The sequence below is a fragment of the Alginatibacterium sediminis genome, from assembly GCF_003610775.1.
GTDB lineage: Bacteria > Pseudomonadota > Gammaproteobacteria > Enterobacterales > Celerinatantimonadaceae > Alginatibacterium > Alginatibacterium sediminis.
On sequence record NZ_RAQO01000005.1, the window covers coordinates 113,123 to 131,273 of the forward strand.

Consider the following 18,151-nt stretch of genomic DNA (forward strand, 5'->3'; position numbering starts at 1 on the left):
ATTCATACTGCTAAAAGTTGCGCTGCATGCTGCTTTCTCTGCCAAAATTTCTCATGGAAATAGAAAACAACTGTATTTACACAGGGTTCAATTAACGCCAAAGCACCACCGACGATAATATCGCCGGTAAGCAAGTAAGCTAGGCTAAACGCTACCGTAAAATGGATCAGGGCAAAGCTAATTGTTTTAGTCATGGTTATCTCCTTAATTTAAGGTAATGATAACCATTATCATTTGCATTGCAAGGATTATCCTAGAAATCTCTCGGGATAATCGCTGATTACAATATCGACTAAGTCTTTAATCGGCTCAATTTGCTCTACTTGATTGACTGTATATAAGATCAATTGGTAGCCGGCCTCTTTTACAGCCTGGGCTTGCGCGCGCGATAAGTGTTCAATGTTGCAATGACAAGATTGAGCTTTTATAGCTTCACACTGTTGTAACCAATTATCTGGAAGGTGGTCAAATAAGTGACCGTAGCGGTAATGGGGAGCGTCTTTTTGGAAGATTTTCAGTACTTGATGGTCGAAGCTAGAAATAAGTATATCATCGCAGGCGAAGCGGCTTTCGTCGAGGCAACTTTGAACCACCGCAACTAAACGATTAGGATCTTGACCTTCAACAAGCTTAAGTTCCAAGTTAATTTTGAAATTTAAACGCATGCACAAGTCTAAGCACTGCTTAAGTGATAACAAAGCTTCGCCTTCGAATTGCGGGCTATACCAAGTCCCATAGTCTAATTGCTGTAATTCTCTTAAGCTGTGCGCAGATAAATGCCCTCGGCCATTACTACTGCGCTCAAGCGTCGTATCATGAAAGATTACTGCTTCATGGTCCAAACTTAGCTGGACATCGACTTCAATCCAACTGCAACCTTGGCGTTTGGCCTCTAAAATAGCGGCTTGGGTGTTTTCTGGGGCGTTGCCTGCTGCCCCGCGATGACCGACGATGACCATAACGTTCCTTTTTCTTTATCAAAGATCAAGCTCAGCATAGGCTTGGTCTATTTGTGGTGTATAAGCGAATAACTGTAGTTATAAGCGATGTTTATGACAATTCAACGAGCGTATCGTCTTCTAACTCTACCCCGCAGTGTTTACAAAATTTAGCGTTGCGATCATGACCGCCCCGCTCACAATGGTTACACATTAGGCTACTACGCTCTTTTCGCATCTCATTAGCAAGTTCAGCGGTCACAATTCCCGTCGGTACTGAAATGATGGCAAAACCAGTGATCATAACTAAGGATGCCAGTGCTTGCCCAAGTGGTGTAGCAGGAGATATATCGCCGTAGCCCACGGTTGTTATGGTTACGATGGCCCAGTACACCGATTTTGGAATACTCGTAAAACCGTTTTCTGGTCCTTCAACTGCGTACATTAAGCTGCCGTAGATAAGCGTCAGTGCACAAATTGCGACCATGAAAATTAAGATCTTACGTCTTGATGCTTTGAGGCTGCGCATCAACAAATTGGCTTCACTTAAATAGCGCATTAAGCGTAGTACGCGCAGAATACGGAAAAACCGCAAAATACGCAGTAGCAACATGCCTTGGGCAGCAGGAAAGAAAAAGCTTAGATAGACTGGAACGATCGATAGAAAATCGATGACACCATAGAAACTCAATATGTACTCACGAGGCTTAGGCGAGCAATAGATACGTACTAAATATTCTACGGTGAAAAAAAGCGTAAATAGCATTTCTAACCAAAAGAAATAGCGATGATAGTGTAATGGGATCGAACTGACGGAATCGAGTAATACGACGAGCACTGAGCTTAGAATAAGCACGATTAACACGAGGTCAAAGCGTCTACCAGCCACACTATCAAAACCGAATATGATGTCATATAAACGCTCTTGCAGCGGCGAGCGAGTTGAGCTTGATTCCATTAACGCTACCTTACGAACAATTATTTGCGCTTAAGATCGGCTGCTAACTCGTATAAATCAAGTTTTTTTGGCCGAATTGTTCTGGACTGACCAGTAAACTTGGTGCAGTCTAGCAACATATTAATAACATTCAAGCTTGTTATTGAACAAGCTTTAAAAGCGCTAAAGGATGATTTAATGATTAAGGAATTGAGCGAGTACCCAGTTGTTTTAGAGCAAAGCGTTGCGTGGGGCGATATGGACGCACTTCAGCATGTCAACAATACTGTCTATTTCAAATATTTCGAATCGGCTCGGATCGCATTTTTACATGCAGCAGGTATAGCTGAGATGCTAATGACGCAATCGATTGGTCCGGTGATATCTCAAACCAGTTGTCGCTATAAAGCTGCGGTTACCTTTCCGGATACATTGTCGGTAGCTGCAAGGGTCAAACAGCTAACGATGGATACGATGGTAACAGAGTACGCTATTTACAGTCACAGTCAGGGTCGAATTACCACTGTCGGGGGAGCTGATATTGTTATGTTTGATTTTAAGAATAAATGTAAGGCGCAGATGAGCGATATCGTTTTGGATGCAATAATTAACTTGCAGAACATTGATGACCCCCGCAAAGCTTAATAAATCCCTCGACGGCACAATCAAGTTCTGAGTAATTTGATAGAAGAGCTCTGGGATTAGCTTAACGCAGCGTAAGAATCTATTGTAGCTGCTCTCAGGGCATCTCAAACCCCTTAAAGTCGTGAGCTAAATGACATCACTTTACATAGCTGCGCTTAGGAGAATAAATATTACTACTCAGCGCTTTGAGTAGGCCGCGTTTTGTTGGTTGAATAAATAAGGATTGATGGTATTTTTTCTATCTAAAACTCATTATCTTTCTTATACTTGATTAGTAAATAGACAGTTTGTTTTTCGCATCATAAGAGTACAAATCATGTATAAGAAAATACTTGTTCCGGTTGATTTAAATGAAAAAGGTTTTTCAGACAAAGCTGTGCAAAATGCTGTATGGCATGCCCAAAATACCGATGCTCAAATTTATCTTCTGAATGTAGTGCCTGGTACTCAAATGACCATGGTTGCCAGCTACTTTCCTAAGAATGCGATTAATCAAATGAAAACTGACGTTGAGCAACAATTGAATCAGTTCGCCGAGCTTCATATTCCTGATGGGGTTAAGTACAAAACGTACGTTGCTGAAGGCAAGCCTTACAAAGCCATTCTAAAATATGCGGCGAAACTAGGCGTTGGACTTATTATTATGCCAAGCCATAAACAGTCCAAAGTGGATAAAGTCATTCTTGGCTCTGTCGCTAGCAAGGTTGTGGAAAATTCTCCCGTCAATGTAATGGTTGTTAAACCTAACGGCTAGTACGCTGATGTTTTAAACCCCATAAAGCTAAGAATCGAATAGAGCGATCGGTTCTTGGTGTTTCTTGGCTTGTATAAGCGACCTCTGTCGAAAATAGTCGTGAAGATAACAGCTCCTCAACATCAATCTCGACAGGTCCTCTTTTAACACAATCGATTACCGAATCACTCCCCAAGCCCTGTCTTTCTAAAGTCCCCTAAATTGTGATTCTTCCAAAAATTCTATAGTACCTGCGTAAGTGATTTTGCAATGTGGTTAGGAGTGATTGGCGTATGCATTTGGCGCAAACAACAAGGGCAAGACCATCTGGTCTTGCCCTTGTTAATTATGTTTGTTTCAACATTTTTGAGTTGAGGAGCTACGCTTCAACTTGTTGAGAATTATTCGGCATATTCGAGTTCTCATTATCTCGGCGTCGGCGTTGGCGCAAAATAATAAAGCCCAGAAGTATTAAGGCTGGAACATAAAACCATTGTCTTGCAGGACGGTTGACAGGAACACCAACTGTATCAATGACTTGGTCGAAATCAAAGCCGGCTTTTTCTGCCGCACTATCAAATCCGATACCGTCAATCATTACAGAACCATTGTCTTGAGCAAGCAGCTCTAAACCGTAATTCATTATTCGATCTTCGCCGGTTTCGCCCTCAGCGACTTCCATCAACATGGTTAGTTTAACGGGATCACCAACTTCAGTTTGTCCATCGACTAAAATTCGCAGTTGGGTACCTGGCTCAACATCCGCCATGGCCTGTACGAGTTGACTACCGGTCCTTTCTTCATATGGAGGGACAACATAATCCATCCAAAATCCAGGGCGGAACAAGGTAAAGGCGACTAGCATTAATAGGAATGATTCCCATACTTTCGACTTGCTAATAAAGTACCCTTGGGTTCCTGCGGTGAAAATCAGCATAGCGGCAGTTGCAACTACAAACACCAAAATACCTTCGAGGAAGCTAACATCCATCAGTAACAAATCGGTGTTAAAGATAAATAGGAAGGGCAGTAATGCCGTGCGAAGTGAATAGAAAAAGGCAACAAAGCCAGTTTTGATCGGATCGGCTCCTGATATGGCAGCGGCTGCGAACGATGCCAGACCTACCGGTGGTGTCACATCAGCCATAATGCCAAAGTAGAACACAAACATATGCACAGCAATTAAAGGGACAATAAGGCCATTTTGTTGCCCTAGACTGACAATGACGGGTGCGAGCAAAGACGAAACTACGATATAGTTCGCAGTGGTTGGTAAACCCATACCCAAAATCAAGCTAAGGATACCGGTCCACAGCAAGATCAACATGATATGTCCCATCGATAGGAACTCTACCAAGGCGGCTAATTTTAAACCAACACCGGTTTGTGAAACCGTTCCTACAATGATACCGGCGGCAGCAGTTGCGATAGCGATACCTATCATATTTCGAGAGCCTGCAATCAGGCCGTCAATAAGTTCGTCGAATCCGCGTTTAATCGAACCTGCAGTACCCTTTTTACGGAAGAAATCAAACAAAAAACGTTGGGTGAGTAGGATGAATATCATCAAAATAGTTGCATAAAAAGCGGAAAGGCCCGGTGATTTTCGTTCAATCATTAAACACCAGATCAGAACCACTACTGGCAGTAGAAAATGCAATCCGGATTTAACCGTTGGGCCGGTTTCTGGAAGTACTTGAACTGGTGAATCGGGATCATCCATCACCAAATCTGGGTACCTAGAGCTGATTCTAGCTAGCAATACGTAAACGATTAGAACCAAAGCACTGACCACCCAAAACATCATGTCTGGGCTGATAAATGACTTAAGGCTACTAAACAAGAAAAATAGACCGAAGGCACCAATCACAGTGTTTCCGAGAACGATTGCTCCAGTTGAGATGGCTTTGGCAACCGTTTCTTCGCTAGCTTTAGCTTTCAAGCCTTTAACCACCGCATACTGAATAGCTATTACAGCCAACACTACGCCAAGCCTAGCGGCGGGGCCTGCGAGCATTTCATAAAGCTGGGCTAAATAGAAACTTCCGCCTGCAAGCGCCACAATTGGTAACAAAGTCATTGCCCAGGAAAGCAATACTGACTTCGCGGTTTTTCCGTCATCAGCGCGCTCAAGCCCTTGCATGTTTGATTTCATTGCTTCCAAATGCACAATGTAAACCAAAGCTATATAGGATATTACTGCGGGTAAAAAGGCGTGCTTAACCACCTCAAAATAGGGGATGTTGACATATTCAACCATTAGAAATGCGGCAGCGCCCATAACCGGCGGCATAATTTGTCCATTGACCGACGACGCAACTTCAATAGCGCCGGCTTTTTCAGCTGAAAAACCAACCCGTTTCATCATTGGGATGGTGAAGGTACCGGTGGTTACAACGTTGGCGATAGACGAACCAGAGATCAAGCCCGTCATGCCTGATGCGACAACCGCAGCCTTGGCTGGCCCCCCGCGAAAGTGGCCCATCAGTGAGAAAGCAACTTTGATAAAATAGTTACCAGCACCAGCGCGATCGAGCAGCGCACCAAACAATACAAACAAAAATACTAAGTCAGTTGAAACCCCAAGTGCAATACCAAATACGCCCTCAGAGAACAACCATTGGTGATCCATGACGCCACCAAAAGTAGAGCCTTTCCAAGCGATGAGTTCCGGTGCATGCGGACCTAAAAAGGTGTAGCTAAGAAACACAATAGCAACCACCATGAGTGGCGGACCCAACGCTCTTCGTGTCGCTTCCAAAAGCATTAACATGCCGGTAATGGACACCAATATGTCGAATGAATTTGGAGCACTAGGGCGATTGCTTAAACGCGTACCAAACATGGTATCAACCAAATTAGAGTCCGCAATTAGGGGGTAAAGCGCACACAATGCACCTACCACAGCTAAGGCCCAATCGGCAGAAGGTACGAAATTGCGAGGGGAATTTTTAGAGGCGGGATAAGAAAGAAAACCTAAAAAGATTGCGAAACCTAAATGAATAGAACGCGCTTCACCACTGGCAAAAACACCCCAACCAATAACATATGGTAAAGGAGAAGCAATCCAAATTTGGAAAATAGCCCAGCTAAGTGCAACAACTGCCATTAGTTTTACAACTTTCTGGCTATCAGGGTTTCGCCCGCCGGTATCAATGGAAGCGACCAGATCTTGAAGCTCTTCCTCATTTAGCTGTGTCGCTTTGCTATTGTCTAAACTCATCCGTAACATTCCCTATTGATATGCGCCGCTTCATGCTGTGATTGATAGCTTACAATCGCGCCTATTTGATGATTTCCAGATTATCCATACCTAAAAAACCTCTTAAGTAAATGACTTAAACGCAAAGCCATTTAGGTATAGAGCAATTCAAAAGTACCAGGACAGCCGTGAGTTAACGTCTGTCCTGGTATTTAATGACTGATTACATCCAGCCTTTCTCTTTGTAATAACGAACCGCACCATCATGCAGTGGAGCAGATAAGTTCTTGGTGATCATGTCGCTTTCTTTGAGGTGAGCGAAAGCAGGGTGCATTTTTTTGAAACGTTTGAAGTTTTCAAATACTGCTTTGGTCATCTGATAAATAGTTTCTTCGTCAGTCATGCTTGAGCTTACAAACGTAGCTGCTACGCCAAATGTAGCAGTGTCGGTATCGGTGCCCGTATACATGCCAGCTGGAATACTAGTCATCGCGTAGTAATCATTGTCGGCTGCAAGTTGTTGAGCAACGTCATTGTCTACAGGCACTAATATCGCTTCACAAGAAGTGGTTGCTTCTTTGATTGAACCATTTGGATGTCCAGCTGTGAAAATAATAGCATCAACTTTACCATCGCATAACGCTGCTGCTTGCTCTGATGATTTAAGCTCAGATGCAACCGCAAAATCATCCATGGTCCAACCCATTTTACCCATGAGTACTTCCATTGTGCCGCGTTGGCCAGAGCCCGGGTTACCGACGTTTACTTTTTTACCTTTAAGGTCTTCAAAGGTTTTGATCCCTGAATCGCTACGGGCAACAACAGTGAACGGTTCTGCATGTACCGAAAATACAGCACGTAACTCTTTAAATGCACCGCTTGGGAATTGGTCTGGCGCCGTCCCGTTGTAACCATGATATTGCCAATCTGACTGAGCAACGCCCATATCAACATCGCCAGAGCGAATGCCATTAATGTTGGTAACTGAGCCACCAGTTTTATGGGTACAGTTGATTTCATGATCAGCAGAACCTTTGTTTACCAAGCGACAAATTGCGCCACCAACTTGATAGTAAACGCCAGTCTGGCCGCCGGTACCGATAACAACATGTTTGGTTTCCGCGATTGCTGAAGTACTCATCAGTGAAGCACCGACGATTGCACTCATTGCAATTGTTTTCATTAGCATTGTAAAACTCCTTTTTAGAATGTACTTCTTAACACTTCTTTTGCTTGTGGTGTTGACGCAATAGCTAGCCCAAGCTTGTTAACTCTCGCAGCAAAGCTACTTATTAAACATGCATTTGTGGATGCCAAACTGGCATCTTGCATCAGCATGTTGTTTTCAAATCCTATTCGAGCATGCCCGCCGTGTTTGGCTGCCAACGCCATACAATCTGATTCTTCGGCTCCGAAGGCGCAAACGCTCCATTCACAACTAAAACCGGCGAGCGCGTGTAAGAACTCTAATAAATCGGACGGTTCAGAGCTCAAATCTCGGCTGTAGCGACCAAGTACCAGAAGGATACTGGGTCGTTTATTTGGAATAACTCCCAATGCATGTAAATTTATAAAGCGTTCGATATCTGCGACTGAGTATAAAATATACTGGGCACTAATCTGACTATCGACAAGCCATTTGAAAAATTTTTCAGCGCGTTGTTCTGTGCCTACCGGACAGAGCTCTTTTATGGCCAGAGAAACCGCTTCTGGTTTTAAATCGTGTACCATCGCCATCTGCTGTTCGGTTGTATATTGGCCAACAGCTTCAGTTGTCGCCTGAATGATAAGTCCATCACCAACGCGCTCTCGAATGGCTGCAATCACGGGCCGGTAGTATATTGGCTCGATGCTATGTTTACCATTTTCGTCGCGTACATGCAGATGGATCATCGAAGCCCCAGCATTCATGCAGTTTTCGGCTTCAACGGCGAGTTCATGCGCACTCAGCGGCAGGCGAGGATGGTCTTGTTTGGTTTTTCTTGCGCCATTGGGAGCCACGCAAACCATGATTGGCTTAGTCATTACCAAGCCCACAGTTGACCAAAGCAGTATCAATAGCTCGTGCTAGTTTATCAACGATCTCAGTAACATGCTTTTCATTTATGATAAAAGGTGGCGCGAGCAATATGTGATTGCCTTGCTTACCATCTATGGTTCCACCGCCGGGATAACAAATAAGCCCTTCGTTCATCGCCGCAGTTTTGATTGCGCTGTGAACTTTCAGCTTAGGATCAAGAGGTTTTTTAGTTACGCGATCTGCTACTAATTCAATGCCCCAAAATAAGCCTCTGCCACGTATATCTCCAATATTGGGATGGTTGCCAAACTGTGACAATAGCGCGCTTTGTAGCTTTAATCCCATGTTTTGGACGTTATCAATGAGATTGTTGTCTTGAATTTCTTGTTGCACGGCTAGCGCAGCGGCGCAAGCGGTTGCATGGGCCTGATAGGTATGCCCATGCTGAAAAAAACCGCTACCATCGGTGATGGTGTTATAGATTTTGTCGCTTAAAAGCATTGCTCCAATTGCTTGATAACCTGCTCCTAAGCCTTTGGCAACGCACAGAATATCAGCAGACACTTGTTCTTGTTCGCAGGCAAATAGGCTACCGGTGCGGCCCATTCCGCACATCACTTCGTCCAATATGAGCAAAATACCATGCTGGTCGCATATCTCACGGATACGTTTAAAGTAACCGGGTACTGGAGTAAGCACACCCGAAGTTGCACCGACAATAGGTTCAGCTACAAAAGCGATAACATTTTTAGCGCCTAAGGATTCAATACGTTGTTCGAGTTCATTGGCAATCCGTAGACCGTAGTCTAGCTCGCTTTCGTCGGACTTTTGGTCGCGATAGGCGTAACAAGGACTGACGTGCTCTGTATCAACCAAAATTGGAGCAAACTGCTGTTTTCGCCATAAGTTTCCACCAACAGCAAGCGCCCCTAAGGTGTTGCCATGGTAACTTTGACGTCGTGCTATAAAGTACTTTCGGCTGTCTTGTCCAAGTTCTATGAAATACTGTCGAGCCAGTTTTAATGCCGATTCTACTGCCTCCGAACCACCAGACACCAGATAAGCGTAATCAAGTCCTTGAGGAGAATGCTCGACCAAAAAATCAGCGAGATCTTCAGCGGGTTTTGAAGTGAAAAAAGAGGTATGGGCAAACGCAATGTTATCAACCTGATCTTTGATTGCTTGACGAACTCGAGTGTTCGAATGGCCCAAGCAAGAAACCGCAGCTCCACCTGACGCATCAATATAGCGCTTTCCATTGTCATCAATGATGTAGGGCCCATCACCCATAAACGCCATTGGCAACTCAGCATTCGGTTGGCGATGTAAGATTCGACTTTTTTTGCTAGGCACTACGACTACCATCCAATTTCACTTCAAGGTCTATAGCTAAGCTAAACCAATTCCCTTCAAATGCCAATATTTCCATCAAAATTGGATGCTTAGCGTTAACAAGGGTCAATTGACATCTGCTTATTTAACTGCATTTCGGAGGCTCTTTAAGATGTTTGTCATTGTCGCTAAAGCTAGTCTAGGTGTTCACGATGCGTCAAGAAATTAGCTGAAATTAGGTAAAGTTACTTTTGTGGAGAAGGGCTTTATAATCTGGATCTGTTTGGACTTTGTGATCTTGGTTGCCTACAACAATATAAAAGGCGGATGAGCGATAGGCTTTTGAATGCTATTCTTAACTTCAAATCTTAGATGACCCTAGTAAAGGATATTAGTGGGATTATGTTAGAAGCAATTGACTATCAAGCACCGGATGCACCGCAACGTTTTGTTCGATCTCTTCGAGAAACTGGTTTTGGCGTGTTGAAAAACCACCCTTTGGCGCAAGATAAAATCGAAGCAATATATCAAGACTGGCAACATTTTTTTGCCGATGAAAATAAGCAAAAATTTTCCTTTGACCCAAAAACACAAGATGGTTTTTTCTCAGCTGATATTTCTGAAACCGCAAAAGGTAGCGATCTAAAAGATCTTAAAGAATACTTTCATTATTATCCATGGGGACAGTGTCCAAGCAAGCTAAAACCAGCGTTAGCAGAGTATTATGCAAATGCGGGGTCTTTGGCGAGTACCTTGCTTGCTTGGGTGGAAGCGCAAAGTCCAAAGCAGGTCAGTGATTGTTTCCGAGAGCCCTTGTCGCATATGATTGAGGGTAGTGAACAAAGCTTATTACGAGTGCTGCACTATCCTCCCTTGGCCGGTGGAGAACAGGCTAATGCGATTCGAGCCGCGGCTCATGAAGATATTAATTTGCTGACCTTATTGCCCGCTTCAAATGAGCCTGGTTTACAAGTAAAAGCGAAGGATGGGACATGGATAGATGTTCCATGTGACTTCGGTAACCTGATTGTAAATATTGGAGATATGTTACAAGAAGCTTCTGAAGGCTATTTTCCATCAACCACGCATCGGGTGGTGAATCCTGAAGGCCAAGACCATAACTGTTCACGTTTTTCTTTGCCTTTATTCTTGCATCCACGACCAGATGTGGTGTTGTCGGAGCGCCATACAGCACATAGTTATTTACAAGAACGTCTTCGCGAACTCGGCGTTATTTAGTCAAGCTTGGCAGCGTTATTTGTTTAAAATTGAAACCCGCGTTAGTGTTCTGCTGGCGCGATCTCATTGTCTTTGATTGGGTCTATTTTCTCGTTCGCGCTTAAAACAGCTGGTGCTATACTGCTGCGCATTAATTACAGGGTTAGGCGCAAAAGGAACGTAGCCAATGTGTAAAGCTTTTATATTTGATCTTGATGGTGTTATTACTGACACTGCAGAGTTGCATTTTCAGGCATGGAGCAAACTTGCTCTAGAAGAAAACTTAGTTTTCACGCGTGAAATAAATGAGCAACTACGTGGTATTTCCCGTCGTGACTCTTTGGATATTATTTTGGCTGAAAATGTGCGTTCAGAAAGCCAAATTGCCAAAATGATGGAGCGCAAGAATGACGTTTACTTGGACTTGTTAAATAGTATCACCAAGGACGACATTTTACCTGGGATCTTGGAACTCCTGCTAGAACTCAACGCGCGCCAAATTAAAGTGGTATTGGCATCTGCTAGCCGAAACGCGCGAGGGATTTTATTACGCCTGGGCTTAATCCCTCTCTTTGATGCTATCGCAGACGGTTGGTCGGTAGAGCGTTCAAAACCTGCGCCTGACGTATTTATCCATGCGGCGGGGCAAGTTGGTGTGAATGCCAATGATTGTGTTGTCGTCGAAGACGCTCAGGCAGGTGTCGAAGCGGGTAAAACGGCTGGTATGAAGGTGATTGGTATTGGCCCTGAAAGTCGTGTAGGGGCGGCTGATTGGCGCGTAGATGACACCGCAGCCATAAATCTAAAGCAAGTATTGGAGCAGTTTTAAGGCCCTAAGCTGCTTTATCTAAAAGCACATTTACAATACGTTTTAATAAAAAGGTCTCTCGTTCAATCGATAGGCCTTTTTTAGTACTGTTAGCCATCGTTTCTAAATTGTGAGCAATAGCTTGATGGATGTTAACCCATACCGGACGCATACCATTTTGTATTTCGTGATTTTCTAATTTGGTTTCACCTAGCTCCGGGTGTATATCGCAAATATAACAATATGACTGCATGTAAATGACGTGAACTTGGTCTTTATGCCAAGGGCGGTATTCATCATAGCGTCCAAAGGGTTTTATTACTTCGATATGTTTGGCGCCGGTCTCTTCTTCGAGCTCTCGGATTAAGCCATTTTCTATTGATTCTCCGGCGTCAATTCCGCCGCCAGGCAAGGTATAGTCGTGATAACGTTCAGTGTAAAGTAGCAATATAGACTCGCCATCAAGGATAATAGCGCGAGCAGCCTGTCGTAAAACATGGGGTTGTTCAATACCGGTTACGTCTGGGTGTATGGTGGTTTGTAATAGCTGCATAGGGTTTCACGATAAGCTTGAGGAATTGGTATAGTAAAAAAGAGGCTCAAGGCCTCTTTTTTTGTATCGATGTTAAACTTAACCAGCAACACTCTGGCTGCGAAGGTATTCTTCGTAGCTGCCATGGAAATCAGTGATACCGTCGGCTTTTAGTTCGATAATGCGAGTTGCGATAGAGCTTACAAACTGACGATCGTGACTAACAAATAACAATGTTCCTTCGTAGTTTTCGAGCGCTAAATTTAGTGCTTCAATGCTTTCCATATCCATGTGGTTAGTTGGCTCATCCATCAATAGGATATTTGGTCGTTGCATCATTATTTTGCCAAACAACATTCGACCTTGCTCACCACCAGAAATAACCTTCACAGATTTTTTAATTTCATCTTGTGAGAACAACATGCGGCCAAGGAAGCTACGAATCGTTTGCTCATCGGTACCTTCAGTTGACCAATAGCCCATCCAATCGAACAAATTACGGTCTTCTTCAAAGTCAGCGCTATGGTCTTGAGCATAGTAACCAATATTGTGGTTTTCAGACCACTTAATCGCACCTTCTTTGGCTTCAAGATTGCCTTTTAGAGTATTAAGTAGTGTGGATTTACCGATACCATTTTGGCCGATAATTGCGATCCGCTCGCCTACTTCGACGTTAAAGTTGAGGCCTTTAAATAGCAGCTCATCACCGTAGCCTTGAGCTAAGTCAGTCACTTCTAAGGCTTGGCGGAACAGCTTTTTCTCGAGCTCAAAGCGAATAAACGGAGATTTTCGGCTTGATGCTTTCACTTCAGCAAGTTCAATCTTTTCTATACGTTTAGCGCGTGAAGTCGCTTGGCGTGCTTTGGACGCGTTGGCGGAGAAGCGACTTACGAAGCTTTGTAGTTCAGCAATTTGGGTTTTCTTTTTGGCGTTATCTGCAAGCAAACGTTCACGAACTTGTGTAGCTGCAAACATATACTCGTCATAGTTACCTGGGTAAATTCGCAGTTCACCATAGTCAATATCAGCCATATGCGTACACACTTCGTTTAGAAAGTGGCGGTCATGCGAGATGATGATCATGGTGCAGTTACGTTTGGCAAGAATGGTCTCTAACCAATGGATGGTGTGGATATCCAAGTTGTTGGTAGGTTCATCGAGCAGCATCAGATCGGGGTCAGCAAATAGAACTTGAGCCAACAACACTCGAACTTTCAAGCCCGGAGCAACCGCGCTCATAAGCCCAAAGTGAAGGTCTTCTTCGATGCCAAGCCCAAGTAGCAGTTCACCCGCACGAGACTCAGCACTATAACCATCCATTTCAGCAAATTGCACTTCTAAATCAGCAACTTTTAGACCGTCTTCTTCGCTCATATCTGGCAAGCTATAAATGCGTTCGCGTTCAGCTTTTACCGCCCACATGTCTTTGTCGCCCATAATGACAGTGTCAATAACGCTATATTCTTCAAATGCCCATTGGTCCTGGCCCAATTTTGCCATGCGAGCATTGGGCTCTAAGCTAACATTACCAGCACTGGCTTCGAGCTCGCCGGATAATATTTTCATAAATGTTGATTTACCACAGCCGTTCGCGCCAATTAGGCCGTAACGGTTTCCTCCACCAAACTTGGCTGAAATATTCTCAAAAAGAGGCTTGGCCCCAAATTGCATGGTGACGTTGTTGGTAGCGATGGAGGACATAGGCGTTTCCTAGAAGAGGCTGTTTAAAAAAAGAACGCGGCAGGGTAGCGCTTGTCTGGTTATGGATCAAGTGAAACTATGACTTTGCTCACGATTTTAGGCTGTAAATGCGCTCCGGACGTCCAACACTGCCATAGCTAACTGCGGGAACCAGTTCGTGACAACTGACTAAATACTCTAAATATCGTCTTGCAGTCGTACGGCTACTGCCAATAAGCTTGCCCGCATCATCTGCACTAAGACTGGGGTGCTCTAGGAATAATTGTCGAATATTGTCCAAGGTCACACTGTCGATTCCCTTCGGTGGACGAGGTTGTTGTTCTGTATTGCTCTCTGACATTGGCATCAAACGGTCGACATCACCCTGTTGGATGTCTTGTCTTTGGTTCACCTGACTTAGGTACTTTTGATATTTATATAATGAGTCTCGAAGACGTGGAAAGATGATGGGCTTTAAAATGTAGTCAAAAACTCCGTTGCGCATCGCGTTTTGTAAGGTGCTCGCTTCACTGGCTGCGGTTAACATAATGACGTCTACCGCAAGTCCCTCACCTCGAATAAACTGAAGCAGCTCTATTCCGGTGCCATCAGGTAAATAAACATCCAGCAATACCAATTGTGGTGGTTTTGCTTTGAGTTGTATTTTTGCTTCCATGATACTTAAAGCAACCCCTTGGACACTAAAACCGTCGACCTGCTTTAAATATTGCTGGTGGATCTCGGCGATACCGGGGTCATCCTCAACGATTAGAACGTGGATCATGGTTTTTCTCCTAAAGGACCTTGTTTGGGCAGATACACTGTAAAGCTGGTTCCGAGGCCGTTGTTACTGACCTCGATGTTTCCGTCTAATAGCTCGACGGTTTGAATCACCGAATAAAGGCCGATACCGTGACCAGCTTGGGATTTACTGCTTACCCCTTTTTCAAACAAACGATCTTTGATTTCGTGGCTAATACCAACGCCATGATCTTCAACATCAATAATAATGTCGTGGCCCAGTTCACTAATTGAGACTTGAACAGCTGGCTTAGCGTCGCAATGCAATGAAGCCTCAAACGCGTTGTCGATGAGATTAGATAAGATTAAAACTAGTTGTTCTGAGTCGATATGCTTGGGTAAATGCGCCAATTGGCAATGGGGATCAATGCTGAGTTCTAAACCAAGTTCGTGGGCGCGATGGTACTTCCCAAGTAAGCACGCACAAATTACCGGGTCGCTGAATGCCGCTTGCAAAAAGTGAATCAGCTCTTGCATGCTAGTGTTTTCTTGACCAATAAATTCTAGTGCGCGCTGGTACTTCTTAAGTTGGATTAAACCGGCAATGGTGTTGAGCTTATTTGCATGTTCGTGGTTTTGTACTCTTAGAGCTTCTGAGTTAGCTTGAATTTGCGATAATTGCTGAGTGAGTAAAGTGATTTCGTCTTTGGGTCTGAAGCTTGAAACCATACCCATGAACTCACCCCCTTCATCTAGCATAGGGATGCGGTTAGCGATGAATGCGTGTCCGCGCAAACGAATTTCAATATCACTTTGAGCAACCCGATTCTTTAGTTGTTGGTCAATGTCGCTATCAGGTAACCAATCGCTGATGTGTTGCCCTACCGGTACCGTGGCGCTAGGATTTTGACCTAACATGCGCATAGCGTTGGCATTAATATTGGTGATTAATCCTTCCGTGTTAATGCTAATGACGCCTTCTCGAATTGAATTGAGGGTTGCTTGTAATTCAGCATAGAGGCGACTAATTTGCGCCGGCTCGTAGCCCAGTAGTGCATTTTTAATACGCTGCGCCATCCACCAACCCAAGGCTAAATTTAGAGAAATAACCGCTAACACCAACAGCAGCATAAAGGTGATGTAGGGTTCAAGTTGCCGGTCTATGCTATCAAGTAAATAGCCGACGGAAACAATGCCTATGATTTGTCCTTGAGCACTAAAAATAGGGACTTTGCCTCGCACGGAATAGCCAAGAGAGCCGCGCGCCGTTGAAATGTATTCTTGACCGCGAATGAGCGCTTTTGAGTTATCACCACCCACCATTTTTTTGCCGATACGCTCTGGTATTGGGTGTGCAAGTCTGCGCCCTTGGGCATCGCCAACTACAATAAAACTAGCTCCCATAGCCACTCGTAATTCTTCTACAAAAGGTTGTAAGGATTTGCTATCAGACTGTGTAACGCCTTGTACAATATTGGGTAGCTTCGCCACTACTCGGGCAACATCCAAGGCGCGTTCACCTTTGTCTTGATACTCTTGGTTACTGACATACCAATAACTTACAGCAACAACAATGCTTAGTTGCAGCAGGCTGTAACCAAGCATAAATAGTAGTAAACGACTTCGATAACTAAACAATTGATGCGAGCGCAATGGATCCCTCCGTTTGTGTAGAAAAATCATAGCATAAGCACCTATGCATTAAGCGTGAACAAAATGAACTTTATCAACTCTATGAGTATTAAAGCCTTTAAATGCTAAAGGCATTCATGTTGTTACTTTTCTGTAACAATTCTATGTAGCTTCAACTCGCTAAGGGGAGTCGGAGTCGACATTGAAAGTTAATCAGAACATGAAATGGAGATCTCAAATGTTCAAGGCGCATAAACTTATTAAAGCATTAGTAACAACCGGCCTAGTCGTCGCAAGCCTAAGTTCGACATCGTTTGCACAAGAAGTACACTTCTTGATACCCGGCGGGGCTGGTGGCGGTTGGGATGGTACTGCTCGCGGTACTGGCGAAGCATTGATGAAATCAGGAAAAGTTGAGAAAGCTTCGTTTCAAAATATGAGTGGTGGTGGTGGTGGTAAAGCGATTGCGCATCTTATAGAAACTGCAAAAACTCAAGAAGACACCTTAATGGTGAATTCAACTCCGATTGTTGTGCGCTCATTGACTGGGGTTTTTCCTCAATCGTTTCGTGATTTGACGCCCGTTGCAGCAACCATCGCCGACTATGGCGCGTTAATTGTTCGTAGCGATTCAAAATATACCCATTGGGAGCAAGTGGTTGCCGATTTCAAAGCCGATAGTAACTCAGTCAAGGTTGCTGGTGGTAGCGCTCGCGGTTCTCTCGACCACCTAGTTGCGGCAGCAGCGATAAAGAATGAAGGCTTAGATCCGATGAAATTACGCTATGTCGCTTATGACGCAGGTGGTAAAGCAATGGCTGGTTTGCTTTCGGGCGAAACCGCATTGCTATCAACCGGTCTTGGCGAAGCATTAGAGATGTCTAAAAGCGAACAAGTTAGAATTCTAGCGATTACAGCCGAAGAGCGTGTCAGTGATGCCCCAGACGTTCCTACTTTAAAAGAGATGGGTAACGATACAGTTTTTGCTAACTGGCGCGGATTTTTCGCAGCTCCTGGTATTAGCGATGAAAAACGCGATGAATTTTCGGCTTTGCTTGAGTCAATGTACGACACTCCTGAGTGGGAAGTGGTACGTGCTCGTAATGGTTGGGTGAATAATTTTGTACCAGCTGACCAGTTTTATAGCTTTCTTGAAAACCAAGAGAAAGTGGTTGGAGAGTTAATGAAAGAGCTAGGCTTTCTCTAGTCACTAGTCAACTCTCAGAAGCATAGACCACCGCCCTCGCGGTGGTTTACATGGAGGTCATATGCAATTAAGCCAGCAACAATTAGGTGGCTTGTTTTTCTTAGTTCTTAGTGCTGTTTATGGCTACTTTGTTCAAGATATTCAGCTGTTTGCTGGGGCCGAATTTGAGCCCTTCACACCGCGTACCTTGCCTAAAATCCTCAGTTTTTTGGGTATTTGCTTTAGTCTTTTCATCATTTTTACCGGTCGCCGCACGGGCGATACCAGTGCCAAGCTTGAGAGTCGTGCCCAAGTAGTGCTGCTACTGATTGCGATGTTGGTTTACGGCTTATTCGTTGACTGGTTGGGATTTCTTCTGGCAACCATCATTTTTCTTGGTGCATCTTTCCGCATTATGGGCGAGAAAAATAAACGCAGAGCTTGGAGCGTCGCGATAATCTTTTCGGTCTTGTTTTGGGCCTTACTCACCCAGCTATTAGATGTGTATTTAGAACCCGGTGCCATTTGGCGCGCGTTCATGGTTTAA

At 44.2% G+C, this 18,151-nt stretch carries 17 protein-coding genes; 6 read left to right on the forward strand and 11 right to left on the reverse strand.

The window, feature by feature from the left end; all coding sequences use genetic code 11:
- Positions 1–2 precede the first annotated feature (2 nt).
- From DBZ36_RS08915 to DBZ36_RS08925, 3 genes are all read right to left on the reverse strand, one after another.
- On the reverse strand, positions 3–194 hold the full coding sequence (locus tag DBZ36_RS08915) for a DUF2061 domain-containing protein (protein WP_120354599.1): 192 nt from the start codon (positions 192–194) through the stop codon (positions 3–5).
- Positions 195–248: 54 nt separating this feature from the next.
- Positions 249–959 carry a glycerophosphodiester phosphodiesterase family protein gene (locus tag DBZ36_RS08920; RefSeq protein WP_120354600.1) on the reverse strand — a complete coding sequence of 237 codons (711 nt, stop codon included), beginning with the start codon at positions 957–959 and terminating at the stop codon, positions 249–251.
- A gap of 91 nt (positions 960–1,050) precedes the next feature.
- On the reverse strand, positions 1,051–1,896 hold the full coding sequence (locus tag DBZ36_RS08925) for an ion transporter (RefSeq protein ID WP_120354601.1): 846 nt from the start codon (positions 1,894–1,896) through the stop codon (positions 1,051–1,053).
- Positions 1,897–2,073: 177 nt separating this feature from the next.
- On the opposite strand from DBZ36_RS08925, the gene DBZ36_RS08930 reads away from it, so the two are divergent.
- Both DBZ36_RS08930 and DBZ36_RS08935 read left to right on the forward strand, forming a co-directional pair.
- Positions 2,074–2,520: an acyl-CoA thioesterase gene (locus DBZ36_RS08930; protein ID WP_120354602.1), complete on the forward strand. Its 447-nt coding sequence runs from the start codon at positions 2,074–2,076 to the stop codon at positions 2,518–2,520.
- A 316-nt stretch (positions 2,521–2,836) separates the two neighbouring features.
- Entirely contained in the window at positions 2,837–3,274 is a 438-nt protein-coding gene (locus DBZ36_RS08935) for a universal stress protein (RefSeq protein ID WP_120354603.1), read from the forward strand.
- A 358-nt stretch (positions 3,275–3,632) separates the two neighbouring features.
- On the opposite strand, the gene DBZ36_RS08940 is transcribed toward DBZ36_RS08935, so the two are convergent.
- From DBZ36_RS08940 to DBZ36_RS08955, 4 genes are all read right to left on the reverse strand, one after another.
- Positions 3,633–6,476, reverse strand: a complete 2,844-nt coding sequence (locus tag DBZ36_RS08940) for a TRAP transporter permease (RefSeq protein WP_120354604.1) — start codon at positions 6,474–6,476, stop codon at positions 3,633–3,635.
- 202 nt (positions 6,477–6,678) lie between these two features.
- Positions 6,679–7,644: a TAXI family TRAP transporter solute-binding subunit gene (locus DBZ36_RS08945; protein WP_120354605.1), complete on the reverse strand. Its 966-nt coding sequence runs from the start codon at positions 7,642–7,644 to the stop codon at positions 6,679–6,681.
- Between the two features lie 14 nt (positions 7,645–7,658).
- Entirely contained in the window at positions 7,659–8,480 is an 822-nt protein-coding gene (locus DBZ36_RS08950; RefSeq protein ID WP_120354606.1) for a BKACE family enzyme, read from the reverse strand.
- Complete coding sequence (locus DBZ36_RS08955; protein ID WP_199711819.1) at positions 8,473–9,828, reverse strand: aspartate aminotransferase family protein; 1,356 nt, start codon at positions 9,826–9,828, stop codon at positions 8,473–8,475. Before DBZ36_RS08955 ends, DBZ36_RS08950 begins: the two co-directional genes overlap by 8 nt.
- A 378-nt stretch (positions 9,829–10,206) precedes the next feature.
- On the opposite strand from DBZ36_RS08955, the gene DBZ36_RS08960 reads away from it, so the two are divergent.
- Positions 10,207–11,046: an isopenicillin N synthase family dioxygenase gene (locus DBZ36_RS08960; RefSeq protein ID WP_120354965.1), complete on the forward strand. Its 840-nt coding sequence runs from the start codon at positions 10,207–10,209 to the stop codon at positions 11,044–11,046.
- A gap of 166 nt (positions 11,047–11,212) precedes the next feature.
- Complete coding sequence (pgmB, locus tag DBZ36_RS08965) at positions 11,213–11,854, forward strand: beta-phosphoglucomutase (protein ID WP_120354608.1); 642 nt, start codon at positions 11,213–11,215, stop codon at positions 11,852–11,854.
- Positions 11,855–11,858: 4 nt separating this feature from the next.
- Here pgmB and DBZ36_RS08970 read toward each other — a convergent pair whose 3' ends face one another.
- The 4 genes from DBZ36_RS08970 to DBZ36_RS08985 all read right to left on the reverse strand — a co-directional run bounded on the left by DBZ36_RS08970 (position 11,859) and on the right by DBZ36_RS08985 (position 16,469).
- Positions 11,859–12,386 (reverse strand): NUDIX hydrolase, encoded by a 528-nt coding sequence (locus tag DBZ36_RS08970; RefSeq protein WP_120354609.1) that lies wholly within the window; start codon positions 12,384–12,386, stop codon positions 11,859–11,861.
- Positions 12,387–12,464: 78 nt separating this feature from the next.
- Positions 12,465–14,066: an ABC-F family ATPase gene (locus DBZ36_RS08975; RefSeq protein WP_120354610.1), complete on the reverse strand. Its 1,602-nt coding sequence runs from the start codon at positions 14,064–14,066 to the stop codon at positions 12,465–12,467.
- Between the two features lie 88 nt (positions 14,067–14,154).
- On the reverse strand, positions 14,155–14,829 hold the full coding sequence (locus tag DBZ36_RS08980) for a response regulator (RefSeq protein WP_120354611.1): 675 nt from the start codon (positions 14,827–14,829) through the stop codon (positions 14,155–14,157).
- On the reverse strand, positions 14,826–16,469 hold the full coding sequence (locus DBZ36_RS08985; RefSeq protein ID WP_120354612.1) for an ATP-binding protein: 1,644 nt from the start codon (positions 16,467–16,469) through the stop codon (positions 14,826–14,828). The genes DBZ36_RS08980 and DBZ36_RS08985 overlap by 4 nt, the downstream gene beginning before the upstream one ends.
- Before the next feature lie 187 nt (positions 16,470–16,656).
- Here DBZ36_RS08985 and DBZ36_RS08990 point away from each other — a divergent pair, with 187 nt between their 5' ends.
- Together DBZ36_RS08990 and DBZ36_RS08995 are read left to right on the forward strand one after the other, a co-directional pair.
- The gene (locus DBZ36_RS08990) at positions 16,657–17,625 is read left to right on the forward strand and encodes a tripartite tricarboxylate transporter substrate binding protein (protein WP_120354613.1); all 969 of its coding nucleotides are present in this window, start codon (positions 16,657–16,659) and stop codon (positions 17,623–17,625) included.
- A 61-nt stretch (positions 17,626–17,686) separates the two neighbouring features.
- Positions 17,687–18,151, forward strand: coding sequence for a tripartite tricarboxylate transporter TctB family protein (locus DBZ36_RS08995; RefSeq protein ID WP_120354614.1), 465 nt, complete (start codon positions 17,687–17,689; stop codon positions 18,149–18,151).